We start from the raw sequence: 19,551 nt of genomic DNA, 5'->3' as shown, positions 1-19,551 counted from the left end.
CATAAAGAAAAACAGCAATTATAAAAATTGCTGTTTCCCTTTCGCATTATGCAGATGTTTTTGTATCAAGTACAGTACCGTCTTGTAACACCAATTTTGGCGGCTCATTATCAGCTACTGTTTCTTTTGTAAGAATACACTTCTCGATATCTTTACGAGATGGAAGTTCGAACATTACATCAAGCATTAAGCCTTCAATAATAGAACGAAGTCCACGAGCACCCGTTTTACGTTCAATTGCTTTTTTCGCAATTTCGATTAGTGCACCTTCTTCAAACTCTAACTCAACATCGTCAAGCTCCAATAGTTTTTGAAATTGCTTAACAAGTGCATTTTTCGGTTTCGTTAAAATATCAACAAGAGCATCTTCATCAAGTGGCTCTAGGTTCGCAATAACTGGAAGACGACCGATAAACTCTGGAATTAAACCAAATCTTAAAAGATCCTCTGGTAATACGTGAGATAAAACATGCTTCTCATTTACATCAGCATTTTTCTTCTCAGAACCAAATCCAATTACTTTTTCACCAAGGCGACGTTTAATAATCGGCTCAATGCCATCAAACGCTCCACCACAAATGAATAAGATGTTCGTTGTATCAATTTGAATAAACTCTTGGTGCGGATGCTTACGACCACCTTGAGGTGGAACGCTTGCTACAGTACCTTCTAAAATTTTCAGAAGTGCTTGCTGCACACCTTCACCAGATACATCACGTGTAATTGATGGATTTTCGGACTTACGTGCCACTTTATCAATCTCATCAATATAAATGATTCCTTTTTCCGCTTTCTCTACATCATAATCAGCTGCTTGAATTAATTTTAGTAAGATATTTTCTACATCTTCTCCAACATATCCAGCTTCTGTTAAAGATGTTGCGTCCGCGATTGCAAATGGAACATTTAGAATACGCGCTAACGTTTGTGCGAGTAATGTTTTACCACTACCTGTTGGCCCGATAAGTGCGATATTACTCTTCGCTAATTCTACATCATCAATTTTGCTGTTAGAATTAATGCGTTTGTAATGGTTATATACCGCTACCGCTAGTGCTTTTTTCGCGCTATCTTGCCCGATGACATACTCATCTAAGATTTCACGAATTTCTACCGGTTTCGGTACATCTTTGAATTCTACTTCTTCGTCCTTCGCAAGCTCCTCTTGTACAATTTCAGTACAAAGTTCGATACACTCGTCACAAATGTAAACACCTGGACCTGCCACTAACTTTCGAACTTGCGTTTGTGTTTTACCACAGAAAGAACATTTTAATTGCCCTTTTTCATCATTAAATTTAAACATATTTTCACACCCCTTACAAAGTGCTAACCTCTTGCCTTCGTATGTACACGATAAATGTATCGTATGTAAATACATATTATGTCACTACGTGGCGAGAAATACAAATAATATGACTAGTTATGTACAAATAAAAAATTTTTAAAACTTTTGAAATATGTATATTCGACTTGTAAAGGAACTTTTCCTTCTCCATCGAAAAGTTTTATAAATATATTTCTATATTTATAAAACAAGGCACGATTTTAATCGTGCCTTGTTATTTTATTATGCAGCGTTTTCTACTAAGAAGTCTACAGCTTTACGCACTTTAAGATCTTCAGCTAAAGCGTCTACGCTTCCAAGAGCTTGCTTGATAGCGTCTACTGGCATACCGTACATTTCAGCCATTTTTTCAACTTCTGCAGTTACTTCTTCTTCAGTAACTTCGATGTTTTCAGCTTCAATGATAGCTTCAAGAACAAGATTGATTCTTACACGTTTTTGTGCATCTTCTTTCATTTGCTCTTTTAATTTGTCAGCATCAGTACCTGTGAATTGGTAGTAAAGCTCAAGGTTCATACCTTGTTGGCTTAAACGTTGCTCGAATTCACGAACCATACGATCTAACTCAGTGTTGATCATAGCTTCTGGAATTTCGATTTCAGCGTTAGCAGCAGCTAATTCTACTACTTCGTCACGTACTTTGTGCTCAGCTTCGTGCTTTTTGCCTTCTTCTAAGTTTGTGCGAAGTTTTGCTTTTAATTCATCAAGAGTTGCAACCGCTTCGTCTGCTTCTTTAGCGAACTCGTCGTTTAACTCAGGAAGTTCTTTTGTTTTGATTTCGTGAATTGTTACTTTGAATGTTGCTGGTTTGCCAGCTAATTCAGCAGCATGGTACTCTTCTGGGAATGATACTTCAACGTCTTTAGACTCACCAGATTTAAGACCGATTACTTGCTCTTCGAAACCTGGGATGAATGTACCAGAACCGATTGCTAGAGAGTAGTTTTCGCCTTTTCCACCTTCAAATGCTTCGCCATCAACGAAACCTTCGAAGTCGATTACAGCTGTATCACCGTTTTCAACAGTTCCTTCTTCTTTAACAACTAGTTCAGCTTGACGCTCTTGTAAAGATTTTAATTCGTTCTCTACATCTTCGTCAGTTACAGTTGTTTCAACTTTTTCTACTGCTAAACCTTTGTACTCACCTAATTTAACTTCAGGTTTTACTGTAACTTTTGCAGTGAAGATAAGGTTAGCATTTTTTTCGAACTTCTCGATGTCGATTTCAGGATGATCAACTGGGAAGATACCAGCTTCTTCAATCGCTTCACCGTATGCTTTTGGTAAAATGATATCTAAAGCATCTTGGTATAAAGATTCAATACCAAAGCGTTGTTCGAATAATGGACGAGGCATTTTTCCTTTACGGAAACCTGGTACGTTAATTGTTTTTACTACTTTTTTGAACGCAGCGTCGATAGAGTTGTTTACTTCTTTAGCATCAACTTCGATTGTTAAAACGCCAACGTTACCTTCTAATTTTTCCCATTTTGTAGACATTTATTCTTTCCCTCCAACTATAATAATGTATGCACATACCTCTATAGATTAAGATCTTCATTATCTCTTTTTTGAAATAACAAATACACAAATAATCCTCTAGCAAAAGCTTTCAGATATAATGTTCCAATCTACTAATTGCCCAGAAGACAACTACGGTATATTTTGTTCGAGAATAATATGAAACATATTAAGTAAGAGAATTACACTTCTCTTCTCTTACAAACAGGCAGTTTTCTGCCTTTTGCAACCCTTACATTATAACATAGAATATGCTCGTTTCAAGAACTGAACGATTCTTTTTCATAATTATACGGGCAAATATCCTTCTCTTTCAACACGTAATAACCATTGATAGGCAATATGAAACTCTTCCAATTCGATATTGTATGCTGCCATAAGCTCTTCTTCATCAATAGCCAATCCGAAACGCTTTCTTCCAATTCTCTCTAAAACAGCTGACCAAATCTCTTCTTTATCCATTAATAGAGCGAATGGGAAAACGCTAATTTGCAATTCTTTCCAATATGTAACCATCGCTTCAAATATATCGGGATATTTTTGCTCTAATCGACTTGATAATTTATGTATAATGTTATTGGATTGCTCCTCATTATGACCTGTAAATGCTGGAATTACCTTAATCGTATTCCCAAACTTTTCTACCTCTATTTCCTCTTCTACCTGACTTTCTATCATTTTATACAAAATAGAAGTTTTCAAATAGGGGTGTTGCTCTTCGTCTATTAAAAATTTCTTTAAAACAGGTAATGCAAGATCTAAGTCTTTTAATGAAAGTCGCTGAATCGCTCTTAGCTTCTGTCCAAAGTTTTCTCCAAAAATTTCTTTAGTAAACTCATCCAACTCAAAATTTGAATCCACTAGCGATGCGTCTCCCTCATTTAGCATACCTTCTGCAAATAAAGCAAGCTGCGCTAATTTTTCCTTTTGATCAGGCATTATATCTTTCGTTTGTAAAACCTTTTCAACAGTTTCAATAACACCTTCATAATCATTTGTTTGAACTAAAATAGTCACGTACGTTTCAAGAATATCACCAAATAAGACAACTCCTGTTTTAAGCAACTGTTCACATTTGTCTTTCGCTTCTTCCATACGTTTTAATTCGAGTAAACAAATAACTGAAGCTAATTCCGTTTGTTCCGTTTCCGCATTATACTGACGTAATATTTCAAAGCAGCGCAATGCATCTTCGAACTTCCGCTCTTTCAGCGCTAAAAAACCTTCATCAATATAGCGCTCTGATAGTTGTGGAAACAATACGACCGTATTTTCTTTTTTATCCATACGTCCGCCTCTTTTTCTTGATTTTAATTATGTTCAAAGTAAATATATCAAATGCGTAATGAGAACACAACATCCCAAAACTATTTGTTTGAAATATGAAAATATTTAATTTTTACATTCCAATACAAATAAATCTCTACTAAAAATTAAAATTGTACAAGTAAAAATCCCCAGCAACAAACGCAGAGGATTCATCATTAATGGAAAGCTTTTATAATTGTGGGGTATATTACAAGGGTAATAATTTGGAGAACAATAATTGCCATAACAATCATGCTAAAATAGAAGATTGGTTTACTTCGCTTCATTAAAAACATAATAATAAGCATCGTACAAGCAAACAAACTTAAGAAGAACAAACTTGTTGTCGAACTAAGTATACCACTTGGGACAAAGAACAATAACACTACACTACAAGTACCTATAATTCCAAATAACCATTCCATTCATTCACTCATTCCCTTTCCCTCTCATGGCTGTTTTCTCTAAGCAATCAAATGTTTCACAACATCAACTACATACGTTAATTTCTCATACGCTACAAATCCAAAAGCAACCGTCAAGCCCGTTACAACTAATCCTTTCATCATTTCTGCCTCCTCGTTTTATCGTTGTTATCTTCATTATAAAAGATTAGCAATTTCTTACCATCGAACTACCTTACAGTTACCTTACAGAATTGTAAGATTTCAAAAAGAGATTGAAAAACACCTCATATCGCTTGAGGTGCTTTCACGGAATTTATTTATAATCACTTGCAAAATTAACTTTTTTCTCTTGGTTATTTTTCGGAGAATCCACTCTTAAACTAATAGATTTACTAAATAATTTAGGATCAAAATAATTATTCATTACTTTTCTTAACTTACCTTCAGATATTTTCGTATTACAAGAAAACAAAGGATGAAGATCATGTTAATATATTTTTGTACAATTAAGACTTTAATTTACAAGGGGGATTATATATGTTTAAAAAAATGGCCGCAGATGTATTAGGACTAAGCGATGTAGGTTCTGTTATTACACCTAAAGACTATGATAAGGTCGATGCCGATGATTATGTAATGCATGAAGATGGGGAGAAAATTTACTTTCTAATTAAATCGAAATCAGATGAATATTGCTTCACAAACAAAGGGTTAATTCACTTAGACGGTACAAGCGCAACAAGTAAAAAACGTACACTACGCCGCTTTAGCTATAGTAAATATCAAATTAAAAACGTAGCGCTTGAAACTGCGGGAACGATTGATTTAGATGTAGAAATTAAGTTTCAAATGGGCGATGAGCATTACTCAATTGATGTTCATAAAAAACATATTGAAGAATTAAAAGATTTATATAAGGCTTTACTTAAAATTGAAGAAATTTCATACGACAACGATATTACATTACAATATGCACACAAAAGTTTAGATATGGCATCTAACGCTTTCAGCCGTATTTCAAACGCACAAGTAAACTTAGCAGAGCAATTTAAAGAGATGAACGAGATTGCCTTTAACTGGCTCGTTGATACGAAGAAACAATATAATGTGAAAGATTATGGTTTTGTCTTTGACAAGTTTATTAACAACTAATTTAAAACAAACAAAAAACCTTGTTATCAAAAGATAACAAGGTTTTCTTGGCGCCCCAGGAGAGATTCGAACTCCCGCTCCGCCCATTTCCGTACTATTTTATATATTTTGATCGCAGTCTTAATATATCTTCTCCTTCGCGAATGCCTGCCGATCCCTTTCTCACATTTTTTACGACAGTCCAATTCGGGTTAGTTTCATCACCGATGTTCTGTACTGTAAAATTGCCATCACCATATTTCCGGTGACCTTCTGCCAATTTCTCCGTTAAATCATTCTCATTTGATCTCGCCATCTTTGCGCCATCTCCCTTTTTTATACGACCTTCTTAAACCATCTAACCAATCACAGGTCCAGTCAATTGGAGATTCTCGTTTTCCGCTTCTATTAATTGTAACACACTACCGGGAATAAGTTCCGATAACTGCTGCTCAATCGTACTAGAATGGTAAAGAGTTTTATAATATTGTAAGTAAACAATTAAGAGAATCTGGATATGGATTTGAGTTCCATCATAAACCTATTGATTCTTTAAATTAAATAAGAGGAATAGGGCGCATAAATGGCGCTCTTTTTATTTAAGAAAAGAAGTACATATGCAACTGCTTAATATCAAAGGAAAGGTCGCAAATATCAAGAATGAACTACACCTATAACCCAAACATCAAATTTTAGACAAACAAAAAACCTTGTTATCAAAAGATAACAAGGTTTTTTTAGCGTCCCAGGAGAGATTCGAACTCCCGACCGTACGCTTAGAAGGCGTATGCTCTATCCGGCTGAGCTACTGGGACATGGAGCGGGTGAAGAGAATCGAACTCTCGACCAGAGCTTGGAAGGCTCTTGTTTTACCACTAAACTACACCCGCATATGTTATTTTCTTTTCTTCGTTAGCGCCGTTGCCCTATCGACAATATTTATTATATGTATAACCACACATAAAGTCAACACCTTTTTTAAAAGAGGATAAATTTTCTTATCCTCTTTTAAAAACTGCTTGTTCAACTAGTTGTCCGTCTAACGTTTCAAAACGAACTTCCATTTGATTTTCATCCATTTCTAATAAAGCAAATGTCTTTTCTACACGCTGACGTGGTAATAAAATACTGCCTGGATTAATAAATAAAACGCCCTCGATTAATTCCGCCCCTAATACGTGAGAATGTCCAAAGCATGCAACTTGCGCTCCCACTTCTTCAGCATGGTACGCTAGCGTTTGTAATGTCATTTTCACATTATGGCGATGTCCATGCACAACTAAGAAGCGAATTCCATCTACATCAGTTACAATTTCATCTTGAAAGTTAGCATAATCACAGTTTCCTTTTACAACACGGAAACCTTGCAGTTCTTCATGAGCAGGCGTTAGCTCTGAATCACCGCAATGAATCATGATATCTACTTTCCCTTCATATTTCTCTTTCAACTGCTGTAATTCCTTCACAGAGCTATGACTATCACTTACGATTAAAGCTTTCATCATTCTCTCTCCCTTATTCTCCTAAAAACCATTCCGGGATTTTTTCTTCTAATTTACGAAGAGCACGGCCACGATGGCTAATAGCATTTTTCTCATCTGAACTTAGTTCCGCCATCGCTTTTTTATATTCTTCCACATAAAAAATCGGATCATATCCAAAGCCGTTTTCCCCGCGGCGTTGTTCTAAAATAAATCCTTCACATGTCCCGTTTACAATGACAGGCTTTTTATCACCTTCAGGGAAAGCAACTGCTAATGCACAATAGAAACGAGCTTTACGCTTTTCAAACGCTACTTCATTTAATTCTTGTAACACTTTATCAATATTCGCTTGATCATCTTTCGGCTCTCCAGCAAAACGAGCTGAATACACGCCTGGTTTCCCGTTTAACGCATCTACAATAAGACCTGAATCATCCGCAATTACAATTGCATTCAACTGTCTACTCAAACTATCTGCTTTTAAGATCGCATTTTCTTCAAATGTTTCACCAGTTTCTTCGACTTCTTCAATATGAGGAAAATCGTGTAATGATTTCACTTCTAAATCAAATCGCTCAAATAACTCAGCAAACTCACGTACTTTCCCCATATTTTTTGTCGCTACAACAACTTGTTTCATACTTTCCACCTCTACTCTATATGAGATACGATGTCACCTAAAGCTTCTTTTTGCATATCAATCAGTTGGAAAATGCCTTGTTCTGCTGCATCAAGTAGTTCATTTAACTGCGCTCTACTAAACGTCGCTTCTTCTCCAGTTCCTTGCACTTCAACAAACTGGCCTTTTCCAGTCATAATCACGTTCATATCAACGTCTGCTTTAGAATCTTCTGCATAGTTTAAATCTAAAACAACACCTTGTTCTTCAACAACCCCTACTGACGTTGCTGCTAAATAATCTTTTACTGGAATTTTAGATACTTTTTCTGCTTGTAATAACTTCTCAAACGCTAATACCATCGCTACATATGCACCTGTAATAGAAGCTGTTCTCGTTCCACCATCCGCTTGAATAACATCACAATCAATCCAAACCGTTCTCTCGCCAAGCGCTTCTAAGTCAACTACCGCACGTAATGCTCGTCCAATTAAGCGCTGGATTTCCATTGTACGTCCTGTTACTTTCCCTTTACTTGACTCCCTAATTGTACGTTGTTCTGTCGCACGTGGAATCATCGCATATTCAGCTGTTACCCAGCCCTTTCCTTCTCCACGCATAAATGGCGGGACACGCTCTTCAATTGTCGCTGAGCAAATCACCTTTGTATCCCCAACCTCAATTAATACTGATCCTTCTGGATGTTTTAAATAATTCGTATGAATATGTATATGGCGTAATTCTGTTTTCTCTCTACCATCTACTCGCATAAAAATAACCTCCTCATAACTACTTGTTAGTATAGCCAAATTTAAATGTATGATATGTATACAATAAAAGAAGAGGAACCCAAAAAGCAATTCCTCTTTCTTACTTAAGTATATCAAATTATTGACGATTAAAAACTACCTGTATTCACGTTTTCTGGACGATCTACAGGTTTTATTAACTTTCCGCCCTTTTCATCTATAAGATTTGCTTTTCCATTTACTTCAATAGAAATATTTTTCACACCTTTCTTTTCTGTTAAAGATAAAACTAACGACTTCAATACGTAATTTGAAATCATATTTTTATCTGGGTTTACAAATATATTTTCATTAAAGTTTAATGTAAGGTTTCCGTCTTGTAATTTCGGATTCGTAATAAGCTTAACGCCTGGATTAAAATCATTCAGGAGCGATTGATGGATCGGACCTTTTACAAGTTCATCTATAATTGCTGCATAGTCATTTTCTTTACCTTCTGCAACGCGGCGTGTGACTGGTACGTAGTATTGCTGTTTATTATTATTTTGCGCCATAAAATACAGTGTGACTGGTTTTGTATTTGTTACATCTGCTACTTGTTCATCATCGAAGTTAATACCATTTGCACGGCTCACTCCTTCACCAAGCGGTGTACCACCAACCGGCATCTTTGCCAATTTCTCACCATTTATTTGGAACTGCACTTGTTTTATCTCTGTAAATTGCGTCAACGTCCAAGCTATAGATTCAACGATTTGACGCTCTTCTTCTTTCGCATAGTTTTTCATTTCTTTAGAGAAATCAATAACTGCCGTTCCGTCCTTTTTCAAATCTAAGGTCATCGTTGTATTCGCCGGAATGACTGCACGAAACCCATTCGGTAATAAATTCGTTACCGGTCCATCTTTCACAAGGTATTCTAACGTTTGCTTCACAGTCTCATTTGCTTTCGGAGTAGGTATAGCTAACGTTTGTGGTACAACATAACCATTTTTATCAACAAGGTATAGTTCTCTATTTACCATTTGCCCTTGCTTATCTTTTTTAGCTACTTCTTTCTTCCCACCCTCTGTATACGTAACTTGTTTTGGCGGATCAATTTGTTCAGTTGCTTTCTCTTGATTTATAAAGCCACACCCTGTTAGTAAAACAGCGCTCACAGTAGCACCAACAACCCATTTAAAAGTGGATTTAGGCATGCCATTCCCCCCTAAAATCTAAGTTTGTACTATTATGTATACGAGCTGTTTCACGTTTTAGAACAAGCTGTGCCTCTTATAAATTGAAACTTTAATCAGCAGGGGTCTTACTACCCAGCAAATAGCAAGATAAAACAAAAACTCCTGATTTCTCAGGAGCTCACTTATATAAATTCTACTATTATTCTTTTTCTAAATGAATATGCTTCACATTTTCAATCGGTTGACCGAACCATTTGGATGCAATTTCTTTAAACAAGCCTATTTTTCCTGTTGTTAAGAAGAGATGATCGCTTTGTTCTTCTCCTTCATTCAACATTTTACTATGATATAAGATTGTACTTACTTCACGTGCTGTTTCATCACCAGAACTAATTAGTTGCACTTTATCTCCCATTACTTTTTTAATAACAGGTCCTAAAATCGGATAATGTGTACACCCTAATATAAGTGTATCAATATCGGTACTTTTCAGTGGTTGCAGCGTTTCTCTTACAACTTCATACGCCATTTCACTTTCGAAATTCCCACTCTCTACAAGTTCAACGAAAGGTGGACAAGCTAAACTTTCTACCATAACACGGTTATTAATAGACTTTAACGCCTCTTCGTATGCACCACTTTTCACCGTTCCAATCGTTCCAATAATCCCAACGTGATACGTGTTTGTCACTTTTAAAGCTGTACGTGATCCTGGGTGAATAACTCCTACTACTGGAATTGGTAATTGTTTTTGCATCTCTTCTAATACAACTGCAGTTGCTGTATTACACGCAATAACTAACATTTTAATATTTAAATCTAGTAAATGCTCCGTCATTTCCCACGTAAATTGACGTACTTCTTCTCGAGAACGTGGACCATAAGGACAACGTGCTGTATCTCCTAAATATATGATACGCTCTTTCGGCAACTGACGAATTAATTCCTTTGCTACTGTTAAACCGCCAACTCCTGAATCGATAACACCGATTGCTCTATTCAACTTCATCACCCGTTTTCTCATTCATCATCTTTTATGCTTATCATTATATTTTACACACTTTAAGTTCGCTCACTTCAAATGCTTCTGTATGAAAATTTTCATTTTCCCATGTATAGACTAGGACCTTTTTTATTTTGCTCCTTTTTTTCGTAATTTGCAAGATAGAAAAATAACCGACCTTCTATAAGAAAGTCGGTTTCTTCTATATAAAGTGCATATTCATTGCTCCATCTTTTTTTGAAAAGAAGACATTCCCATTAATAAGAAGAAATGAGCAGAAATTAAAATGACGATAATTTATTTACAGCCCTTTTTATAGCCTTACCTATTTCCACGCTAGACTGTGGATTTTGTCCTGTAATTAAATGACCATCTACTACTACATGCGGCGTAAAATTGGGGGCTACATAAAACAAAGCTCCTTCTTCTTTCAACTTACTTTCTAGCAAAAACGGAACGCGCTTTTCTAAATGTACAGCTCTTTCTTCATCGTTTGTATAACCTGTTATACGCTTACCCGCAACAAAAAACGAACCATCCTGATTTTTCACACCGACTAAGGAGCTTACTCCGTGACAAACAGCCGCTACAATCCGGTTATTGTTATACATATTCTCAATCAAATTTACTACATATGGATTACCTGGAAAATCTACAATCGCCCCGTGCCCACCACCAAATAAAACCGCATCATAATCCGAAAAATGAACATTTGAAATCGGCCTCGTATTTTGCAATAAAGAAGCTACATGCTTGAATTCGCGAGGTATACCATTCGGAATAGACACTCTATCTATAGGTACTCTCCCACCTTTTATTGACACAATATCAACATCAAACTTAGCCTTTTTAAATACATGATAAGGAGCTGCGAGCTCTTCCAGCCACAAACCAGTCGGGTGTCCATTCATATCATGAGCACTTGTTGAAACTAACAGTATCCTTTTCAGCATATCCCCTCCTTATTACCTATTTATGTATGGAGTGTTCTTATCATTCATATAGCAAGTGAAGCAAACAAAAAATAGCCGACTTTTATATAAAAGTCGGCTGCTTTCTTATAATTCGAGCTCTCCCATACGAAGAAGCTCCACAACTGCTTGTGAACGTCCTTTAACCCCTAGCTTTTGCATTGCGTTTGAGATATGGTTGCGAACTGTCTTTTCACTTATAAAAAGTTCACCTGCAATTTCCTTCGTTGTTTTATCTTGAACCAGCAATTCAAATACTTCTCTCTCTCTCTTTGTGAGTAAAGGTTTAGATTGATACGCTTTTTCCTTCAACTGGTATAACCCTCCTTGCTTAAGCCAGAGCTGTGTATGTGTAAGTTGGGTGTTTATTTAGTCAAGATATTGTATGAACGAAATGTGCAGGTGGTGAATAAAAATGGGCTTTATTTCCTATGTTATTTTAGACTTTTATACAGTGCGTACACTCTTTTTATCCACTTACTTTCCAACGCGCCATATTTGTTCTAGCAATATACTTACAACCGTACCTACAAATAAACCATTACCGAATATATATTGCATAATAGACGGCAAGGATTGGAGTGCTCCAGACGGTAAAAACATTACGCCGCTGCCAAATAATACTGCAACGCCTAAGATCGTTACATTCCTTTCACTCATCGGCACTTGTTTTATATTATTAAATCCAATTCCAATTAACTGTACGAACGAAGCCATTAAAACAGCCGATGCAACAGCTGATGGCAAAGATGCTAAGTAACGAATAATACTTGGAAAAAGAGACATTACGACTAGTAACGCACATGCCATTAAGAACGATCGTATATACTTTTGTTTTGTTAAACGTATAAATCCTGCCGTTGCTGGTAACGGAACGACACCTACAGTTGAAAATACAGAAGAGATGAGATGTGAAATCCCCCCAACCCATGTTCCATCTTTCAACTGTTTTTGTTCAATAGTCGCTTTATGAATAGTTGCTTGATTAATTGCTATAATAGCTGCCACCGTATTCGAAACTAAAATACATACCATAACGAAACTTGATACAGCCATACCTGTATTCCATTTTGGAAGTCCCCAAGCAAATATATGTGGAAGTTGCACAAAATGAGTTACTTGAGATGGGATTGTCACTTTTCCTGCAATGAGAAAAATAATCCACCCACTAATTAATCCTATTAAAACTGCATAACTTTTGACAAAGCCTTTTCCAAAATTAGATAGTATAATAACGAACAGAAATATACTAAACGCGATCATTGCTGTAAATCCGTCGATTTGAGAAATAGTAGCTGTAATTCCTAACATTCCTTTTAAAAATACACCACTTAATTGTAAACATAATAAAAGTAAAAACGTCCCTGTCACAAGCGGCGTAAATAAAAATAAAATACGTCCTATAAAACCAGTTACTCCTAATCCTATTAAAATAACACCGGAGATTATCATTCCTAATTCTAAAATTTGCAGTGTACTATGTAATTGATCCTGTCCGGCCGTTGCATAAGCAAGTACGGTAAATACACCAACCCAAGATCCAGCCGGCCCATCCGCAATTGGCAGTCTATGCCCAAGCCACCCTTGTAAAAAAGAAGATATACCAACTACAAAAAACGTACGCTGCATTAAATAAAATATTTCTTCCGTCGTAAGATGAAATAATCCGCCAACGACAATTGGTAGTGCGATTGAATTTGCTAATAAAAATATAAACCATTGCAAAGTTCCCATAATATGATTTTGGTTATGTTGATTGTCCAATTTTTTCATCCCTTCTAGCTTTCCTATAAAAATATATTGTAAGAATAAAAAAGAAGAGTTCTATACTCACCATTAGAACCCTCCTAAAAATATTTAAACGATTCTTCTACACAAGATTATTTAATTCCACCTCATTTAAACTTCCAACAACAATATTTCCTTTATACACGACTAAACGTTTTTCTGTTTGACGCGCTACTGCTTCAGCAGCGCATGTCGCATTCGTCAAAACAAAGCTCGCTTCATCCCCTACATTCGGCCATACTCGCTTCCCTTCATTATTTAACGTTTCTTTTCCTCCTGTAATAAAGCGGAGTGCTTTTCCTAAAGACCTTTCGTCACTCCACCCAAAACGCTCTGCTAATCGATTCGCCTTTTGAAGCATATCACCTGTTCCAAACGGTGACCAATGATCTGTAATGCTATCATTGCCTAATGCAACCTTAACACCTTTTTTATCTAATAACGGAATTGGGATTACTTGTTTACCAATTGGCACTGTTGAAGTAATATCAATATTTACATTTGCGAGTCTTTCTGCCACTTCTTCAGCCTCTTTATCAGTAACACCACCAAGTCCAAGTGCATGACTAATCGTTACACGGCCTTGCCATCCTGCTTCTTCTGTTAAACTTGCCAATCTCTTCATCGTAAACGTTCCAAGATTATTCGCATCGTGCAAATGAATATCAACATCCGCATTAAATTCTACTGCGATATCCATAATTGTATGTAATGACTTTTCAATGTCATTATCTACTGTAGCTGGATCTACTCCTCCGACTAGATGAGCACCCATACGCATCGCATCTTTCACGAGTTGCACAGAATCACTGCGCAATAATCCATGTTGCGGAAACGCAACAATTCTACTAGACACTCGATTTTTATATGTTTCTAATGCCGCTAACGTCGCCTCCAGATTACCAAGCCCAATAATCGGATCGACATTACAATGCGTTCTAATATTCGTTGCACCATTTTGCAGTAGTAACTCTAGCATATTTTCCGCTCTATTTTGGGCAGTCGCTAATTGCTTTGGTAAAATTTTTTCTTCTTCATTAAAACGTGTAAAAATACTTTCTGCTGGCATACAAGCTTTCCATGGGCCACTATAATATGTTTTATCAATGTGAATGTGCATCTCTTTGAAAGCTGGCAACATTAATAAGTTCTTAGCATCAAAAGTTACTATATCTTCCTCTTGAACAATCCCTTTTATAATTTTTTTAATTCGACCATCTTCAATAAGTAAACTGCATAATTCTGTTTCTGTTTGTGAAATTCTCTCTTCTTCATATGTATATCCTGATTCAAGCATTACGTTAGTCAACCAATATACTGTCATCTCTATTTCCCCACCCTTTATTAAAAATCACCTCATAACTACAAGTTTAATATCCACTGAAAATTAAGACAATTAATACGATCACTTCTCACAAAAAAATGTAATACAATCCCATAGTCTTCTCATAAATTTCCATATAGAATAAAAGTATGCAGTTTGATATAAAAAGGAGTTGATTGGAATATGTCAAAAAAGTTATGTAAATCCGAAACTGATAAAATGCTATTTGGTATATGTGGTGGTTTAGGAGAATATTTTGATATTAGCTCTACTCTTATTCGTATCATTTGGGTTATTGCTGTTTTATGTTTTGGGACAGGATTTTTAGTTTATTTCATTTGTTTATTACTTATGCCACGTTCGTACTAACGGCATTATTTCACATACTTAAGAAGAGCAAATCACCTATAGAATCCTATAGGTGATTTTTTCATGAAGAATATTTCATCGTTAAATGTAATACCGCTACTTCTTCTTCTTCATTTTTATAAATATGCTTCTTATTCGCTTCAAATTGAATGGAATCAAACTCATTTAATTCGTATACATCATTCTCCACTTGAATAGACGCTTTCCCTTTCATTACCGTTACAAGCTCAATCGCACCTTCATGATGAGCTTCTGGCTCATATATACTATTTGATCGTAAACAAGCACGGTGCATTTCCATCCCTGTTTCTTTCGTATAACGGAACATCGTTTCTAAATGCCACGCTTGTCCTTCATCTACTGCAAATCCTTCTCCACAGCGCGCAACAGCTACAGGTTCTCCAACAACCATTAATCTGGATAAAGGAATTGATAACCCTTTCGTTATTTTCCAAATGACAGCTAGTGTCGGATTTGTTTCCCCTCTTTCGATCTTTCCTAATGTTAATTTACTAACTCCTGTTTTATGAGCTAATTCTTCTAAACTTAATTTCTGTTCATTTCGAATTTGTCTCAATAACTGTCCAACTTGTTGAATGACTTCTTTCGTTTGCATATCTTCATTTTCTTTCATATATAAAACCACCTTAAAGTATAAAATAGTTTACTTTTAATAATTAAAAGTATATCATACTATACATAATTATTTATTTTCGAAAGGAGTGTTATACTTCATGCGCGCAATTTTATTAGGTCTTTTATCATCGGCCTTTTTTTCTGCAACCTTTATTATTAATAGAGCAATGAATGTATCTGGAACGAGCTGGGCTTGGACAGCTTCCTTCCGTTTTTTATTTGCTCTTCCTATTTTATTCCTTATCGTTTTATTTCGCAAAAACTTTAGGGGATTATGGGAAGAGTTAAAAAAACATCCATTGGCATGGATCGGATGGGGTTCTGTTGCCGGTATTGGTTTTTATTCTTTATTAAGTTTCGCAGCTGTCTTTTCTCCAGCTTGGCTCGTTGCTGGAACTTGGCAAGTTACGATTTTAGCTGGTTTACTACTATCACCACTATTTTTCGTGAAAATAGAAACAAAATCAGGTACGAAACTTGTACGTGGAAAAATTCCACTTCGTAGCTTATATGTTGCATTATTTATTTTACTTGGTGTAATTTGTATGCAAGCAACTGCCGCAGGCCATATTACAATGACTCAGTTCATTTCAGGTTTTTTACCTGTAGTATTAGCCGCTTTCTTATATCCGTTCGGTAACCGAAAAATGATGGAGCTTGTTGGTGGACGCCTTGATACGTTCCAACGTGTATTAGGAATGGCAATTGGAAGTCTTCCTATAACAATCTTGCTTGGTATATACGGATTTTCTACTACTGGCATTCCAACATCCAACCAAATACTCCAAGGATTTTTGTTAGCATTATGTTCCGGCGTTATTGCAACGATGACATTTTTCTTTGCTACTGACTTAGCAAAAGATAACCTCGCTCTACTTGGAGCTGTTGAAGCAACACAAGCTGGAACGATGGTCTTTACCGTACTTGGAGAAATCATTTTCTTAAATGGTTCACTCCCTGGAGGACTTTCTCTCATCGGAATGATTATTATCATATTAGGAATGGTTGCAAATAGTATTTTAAACCGTTCTGTTCCAGTCGTTAAACAGAAAAAATCAGCATAAAAAAAGGGTATGGTTCTATAGAGATGAACCATACTCTTTTTTATTGTCCCCCTATTTCGCCTTATCAGAATAGTATTTCATTGGCTGCTTATACTAAAACTTATGTTATAATACGTTTCATGCGCATTAATAGGAGGTAAATTATGTTAAAAAAAGCAATCGCTGAATTTATTGGTACATTTGTACTTGTATTATTCGGAACTGGAGTGGCTGTCACTGGCGGCGGAATTGAAGGAATTGGAACATTAGGAATCGCTATGGCTTTCGGTCTATCTATTGTGGCTATGGCATATAGCATCGGAACAATTTCTGGATGTCACATTAACCCAGCAGTATCAGTAGCTATGTTCATCAACAAACGAATGAACGCTATGGAACTTTGTTATTATGTATTAGCTCAAATTTTAGGTGGTTTATTAGGAACTGCAACGTTAGTAACAATTTTAAAATCTGCTAAAACACCTTTAGATAATTTAGGACAAAATGGTTTCGGAACTCTTGGTTTATCTGGAGCATTTTTAGTTGAGTTCATTTTAACTTTCGTATTTATTTTAGTTATCGTTGCTGTAACAGGTAAAAAAGGAAGTTCTTCTTTAGCTGGACTAGTAATTGGTTTCACATTAGTTTTAATTCACTTATTAGGAATTCCGTTAACTGGAACATCTGTTAACCCAGCTCGTAGTATCGCACCAGCTTTATTTGTTGGTGGAGAAGCACTTTCTCAACTATGGGTATTCATCGTAGCACCAATTCTTGGTGGTATCTTCGCAGCTATCGTAGGTAAATTCATTTTAAATACTGAAAAATAGAATTTTCAATATTTCTGAATAAAAAAAGGCGAGCCCTCATTATGAGGAAGCTCGCTTTTTTTTATTCTTTCATTTTAGACTTTAAATTTGTAACTAATTGATCTACCGTTACATTTGCAAGTACGTTTTCCATCGCTTCTTGCGCTTGCATTAAAATAATTTCTAATACTGATTGAATATTAGCTCCTACTGGACATTCAATGTTGGGATTTTCATGGAAGGAAAATAGCTGTCCTTCTTCTACAACTTCCACTGCTTTATATACATCAAGTAATGTAATTTCTTCTAAATCTCGAGCAAGTGTCGTACCACCTTTACCAGCTTGTACATCAACAAGTCCTGCTCTCTTCAACATTCCTGTAATGCGACGAATCACAACTGGATTTGTATTCACACTACCGGCAATCCATTCAGAGGTACAGCGAGAGTTTCGATCTATCGCAAGTAATGTCAGCATATGAACACCTACTGTAAAACGACTACTAATCCCCATCTGCACACCCTCCTTTTTATTCATTCTATTAAAAGACGACTCTTATCATTATATACTATTTTTAATTTATACATAAAGAAAAAGCATGATTTCAATAGGAAATCATGCTTTTCTCTCATTATTGACGCTTTATAAATTTCGCTAAATCTTTAAATTTCACTTTATCTGAGTAATTCATTACGCCGTTTACGTAAATGCGGCTTGTAACAGCATTTAATATCGCAATTGTCGCCAATAAGACTGCTAATGTTATCGTAATTTCTAGCATACCTGCTTCACCAGCTACAATACGTGAGAAGGTAACCATCGGTGTAAAGAATGGAATGTAAGAACTTACAACGACGATAGTACTATTCGGATCACTTAATGATTTAATACTAATAAAGAATGCAGCCATAATTAAAATCATTACCGGGAAAGATACAGCTTGTAAATCCTCCGTCTTAGACACGACAGCTCCAGCAGCAGCATACATCATCGCATAAAGTAAATATCCCGTAATGAAATAAACAAGAAACATGCTGATAACCTTTGCATCTAATTTCGTAAAGTCAATTGGAATACCAAATAGTGAGGCACTTTCTAAATCGACCCAACCTAACAAATATGGAATAAGATAACCACACGCCAATATGACAAGTTGCAATAACGCCGTTGAAACAACCGCTAAAATTTTCGCATACATCATCGTAAGAGGCTTCACTTTCGGAAGCATTACTTCCATTACACGTGACGCCTTTTCAGATGCAATATTCATTGCGATTGTATTTCCGAACGCTACAATAAACATATATAAAGCAAATGTAAAGAAATAGGCAATTCCGAAAGAAGATGTACGATCTTTTATCGCTTCTTGCTTTACTTGAATTTCTGTTTGTAATTGCTGTGCAATTTCTGTTGAAACATTATTTTTGGCAATCGTCACCATCGTATATTGTTGCTTTAAATATCCTGCCATAATTGCAGAAGTTGCTTGGCTTGGAAATCCATTATACATATATGTAATAGATGGAGCCCCATCCTTTTCCGTCACATGGAATAGACCATCTAAATCGCCTTCTTCTACTTGCTTATGCAGTTTATCAAAATCATCCTTTGAACCAATTGTTATTTTTGCTGATGGCAATAGCTTATTTAGCTCATCTTTTTGTACTTTATATGTGGAACCCTCTACTACAACTGCAATTTTATCTTTATCCTTATTTTTATCATCGCCTGAAGTAAAATGATTAAATGCAAAAATCCCAAACACAACTAAAAATAAAATCGCACTCGTAATTAATGATTTTTTAGATAAAAATGCTTCCCTAAAATAAAATGAAAATACGTGAGAAAATTTACGCATC

At 35.8% G+C, this 19,551-nt stretch carries 21 protein-coding genes, 2 tRNA genes and 1 pseudogene; 5 read left to right on the top strand and 19 right to left on the bottom strand.

The features are described from left to right. Positions 1 to 46: 46 nt before the first annotated feature. The 4 genes from clpX to QO049_RS07295 form a co-directional block, all read right to left on the bottom strand. A complete protein-coding gene (clpX, locus tag QO049_RS07310; RefSeq protein WP_000472289.1) occupies positions 47 to 1,306 on the bottom strand; it encodes an ATP-dependent protease ATP-binding subunit ClpX in 1,260 nt (419 codons plus the stop codon). A gap of 264 nt (positions 1,307 to 1,570) precedes the next feature. Beyond that, positions 1,571 to 2,848: a trigger factor gene (tig, locus tag QO049_RS07305; RefSeq protein ID WP_000105215.1), complete on the bottom strand. Its 1,278-nt coding sequence runs from the start codon at positions 2,846 to 2,848 to the stop codon at positions 1,571 to 1,573. Positions 2,849 to 3,157: 309 nt separating this feature from the next. Continuing rightward, positions 3,158 to 4,156: a hypothetical protein gene (locus QO049_RS07300; RefSeq protein WP_000358271.1), complete on the bottom strand. Its 999-nt coding sequence runs from the start codon at positions 4,154 to 4,156 to the stop codon at positions 3,158 to 3,160. 197 nt (positions 4,157 to 4,353) lie between these two features. Continuing rightward, positions 4,354 to 4,602 (bottom strand): hypothetical protein, encoded by a 249-nt coding sequence (locus QO049_RS07295; RefSeq protein ID WP_001983650.1) that lies wholly within the window; start codon positions 4,600 to 4,602, stop codon positions 4,354 to 4,356. 519 nt (positions 4,603 to 5,121) lie between these two features. Here QO049_RS07295 and QO049_RS07290 point away from each other — a divergent pair. Further along, positions 5,122 to 5,736: a PH domain-containing protein gene (locus QO049_RS07290; RefSeq protein ID WP_000473868.1), complete on the top strand. Its 615-nt coding sequence runs from the start codon at positions 5,122 to 5,124 to the stop codon at positions 5,734 to 5,736. Positions 5,737 to 5,830: 94 nt separating this feature from the next. Here the strand turns inward: QO049_RS07290 and QO049_RS07285 are convergent, their stop codons facing one another. Next, positions 5,831 to 6,031, bottom strand: a complete 201-nt coding sequence (locus QO049_RS07285; protein WP_000124460.1) for a hypothetical protein — start codon at positions 6,029 to 6,031, stop codon at positions 5,831 to 5,833. A 152-nt stretch (positions 6,032 to 6,183) separates the two neighbouring features. On the opposite strand from QO049_RS07285, the pseudogene QO049_RS30925 reads away from it, so the two are divergent. Beyond that, a pseudogene (locus QO049_RS30925) lies at positions 6,184 to 6,276 on the top strand (DUF6572 domain-containing protein); the annotation flags it as partial. A 180-nt stretch (positions 6,277 to 6,456) separates the two neighbouring features. On the opposite strand, the gene QO049_RS07280 reads toward QO049_RS30925, so the two are convergent. The 11 genes from QO049_RS07280 to QO049_RS07230 form a co-directional block, all read right to left on the bottom strand. Further along, a tRNA-Arg gene (locus QO049_RS07280) sits at positions 6,457 to 6,530 on the bottom strand. Between the two features lies 1 nt (position 6,531). After that, a tRNA-Gly gene (locus tag QO049_RS07275) sits at positions 6,532 to 6,605 on the bottom strand. 108 nt (positions 6,606 to 6,713) lie between these two features. After that, positions 6,714 to 7,217, bottom strand: coding sequence for a metallophosphoesterase (locus tag QO049_RS07270; RefSeq protein ID WP_000645505.1), 504 nt, complete (start codon positions 7,215 to 7,217; stop codon positions 6,714 to 6,716). A gap of 13 nt (positions 7,218 to 7,230) precedes the next feature. Next, positions 7,231 to 7,839 (bottom strand): XTP/dITP diphosphatase, encoded by a 609-nt coding sequence (locus QO049_RS07265; RefSeq protein WP_000815943.1) that lies wholly within the window; start codon positions 7,837 to 7,839, stop codon positions 7,231 to 7,233. Positions 7,840 to 7,850: 11 nt separating this feature from the next. After that, positions 7,851 to 8,588, bottom strand: a complete 738-nt coding sequence (gene rph / locus QO049_RS07260; RefSeq protein ID WP_098587175.1) for a ribonuclease PH — start codon at positions 8,586 to 8,588, stop codon at positions 7,851 to 7,853. Between the two features lie 128 nt (positions 8,589 to 8,716). Then, entirely contained in the window at positions 8,717 to 9,766 is a 1,050-nt protein-coding gene (gene gerM / locus QO049_RS07255) for a spore germination protein GerM (protein ID WP_001126746.1), read from the bottom strand. Between the two features lie 181 nt (positions 9,767 to 9,947). Beyond that, positions 9,948 to 10,757 carry a glutamate racemase gene (gene racE, locus QO049_RS07250; protein ID WP_000774005.1) on the bottom strand — a complete coding sequence of 270 codons (810 nt, stop codon included), beginning with the start codon at positions 10,755 to 10,757 and terminating at the stop codon, positions 9,948 to 9,950. 275 nt (positions 10,758 to 11,032) lie between these two features. Beyond that, positions 11,033 to 11,704 carry a type 1 glutamine amidotransferase domain-containing protein gene (locus QO049_RS07245; protein WP_000919606.1) on the bottom strand — a complete coding sequence of 224 codons (672 nt, stop codon included), beginning with the start codon at positions 11,702 to 11,704 and terminating at the stop codon, positions 11,033 to 11,035. Positions 11,705 to 11,809: 105 nt separating this feature from the next. Continuing rightward, on the bottom strand, positions 11,810 to 12,034 hold the full coding sequence (gene gerE, locus QO049_RS07240) for a spore germination transcription factor GerE (protein ID WP_000659484.1): 225 nt from the start codon (positions 12,032 to 12,034) through the stop codon (positions 11,810 to 11,812). Positions 12,035 to 12,199: 165 nt separating this feature from the next. Next, entirely contained in the window at positions 12,200 to 13,495 is a 1,296-nt protein-coding gene (locus QO049_RS07235) for a purine/pyrimidine permease (protein ID WP_002062437.1), read from the bottom strand. A 97-nt stretch (positions 13,496 to 13,592) separates the two neighbouring features. Next, positions 13,593 to 14,834 carry an amidohydrolase family protein gene (locus QO049_RS07230; protein WP_000219559.1) on the bottom strand — a complete coding sequence of 414 codons (1,242 nt, stop codon included), beginning with the start codon at positions 14,832 to 14,834 and terminating at the stop codon, positions 13,593 to 13,595. A gap of 183 nt (positions 14,835 to 15,017) precedes the next feature. On the opposite strand from QO049_RS07230, the gene QO049_RS07225 reads away from it, so the two are divergent. Beyond that, complete coding sequence (locus QO049_RS07225) at positions 15,018 to 15,203, top strand: PspC domain-containing protein (RefSeq protein WP_000038411.1); 186 nt, start codon at positions 15,018 to 15,020, stop codon at positions 15,201 to 15,203. Between the two features lie 61 nt (positions 15,204 to 15,264). Here QO049_RS07225 and QO049_RS07220 read toward each other — a convergent pair whose 3' ends face one another. Beyond that, on the bottom strand, positions 15,265 to 15,837 hold the full coding sequence (locus QO049_RS07220) for a helix-turn-helix domain-containing protein (protein ID WP_284489239.1): 573 nt from the start codon (positions 15,835 to 15,837) through the stop codon (positions 15,265 to 15,267). A 100-nt stretch (positions 15,838 to 15,937) separates the two neighbouring features. Here QO049_RS07220 and QO049_RS07215 point away from each other — a divergent pair, with 100 nt between their 5' ends. Both QO049_RS07215 and QO049_RS07210 read left to right on the top strand, forming a co-directional pair. After that, positions 15,938 to 16,903 (top strand): DMT family transporter, encoded by a 966-nt coding sequence (locus tag QO049_RS07215; RefSeq protein ID WP_001201627.1) that lies wholly within the window; start codon positions 15,938 to 15,940, stop codon positions 16,901 to 16,903. A 143-nt stretch (positions 16,904 to 17,046) separates the two neighbouring features. Continuing rightward, positions 17,047 to 17,712 carry an aquaporin gene (locus QO049_RS07210; RefSeq protein WP_000913213.1) on the top strand — a complete coding sequence of 222 codons (666 nt, stop codon included), beginning with the start codon at positions 17,047 to 17,049 and terminating at the stop codon, positions 17,710 to 17,712. A gap of 61 nt (positions 17,713 to 17,773) precedes the next feature. Here the strand turns inward: QO049_RS07210 and QO049_RS07205 are convergent, their stop codons facing one another. After that, positions 17,774 to 18,205, bottom strand: coding sequence for an Rrf2 family transcriptional regulator (locus tag QO049_RS07205; RefSeq protein WP_000512998.1), 432 nt, complete (start codon positions 18,203 to 18,205; stop codon positions 17,774 to 17,776). 118 nt (positions 18,206 to 18,323) lie between these two features. Beyond that, the gene (locus tag QO049_RS07200) at positions 18,324 to 19,550 is read right to left on the bottom strand and encodes an ABC transporter permease (protein WP_284489238.1); all 1,227 of its coding nucleotides are present in this window, start codon (positions 19,548 to 19,550) and stop codon (positions 18,324 to 18,326) included. Between the last annotated feature and the right edge of the window lies 1 nt (position 19,551).

Origin of the sequence: Bacillus sp. RB3, from assembly GCF_030164735.1 — a bacterium.
GTDB classification, from domain to species: Bacteria; Bacillota; Bacilli; order Bacillales; family Bacillaceae_G; genus Bacillus_A; species Bacillus_A cereus.
The sequence above is the reverse complement of the archived record's forward strand: the minus strand, read 5'-3'. Positions and strand labels throughout refer to the sequence as shown.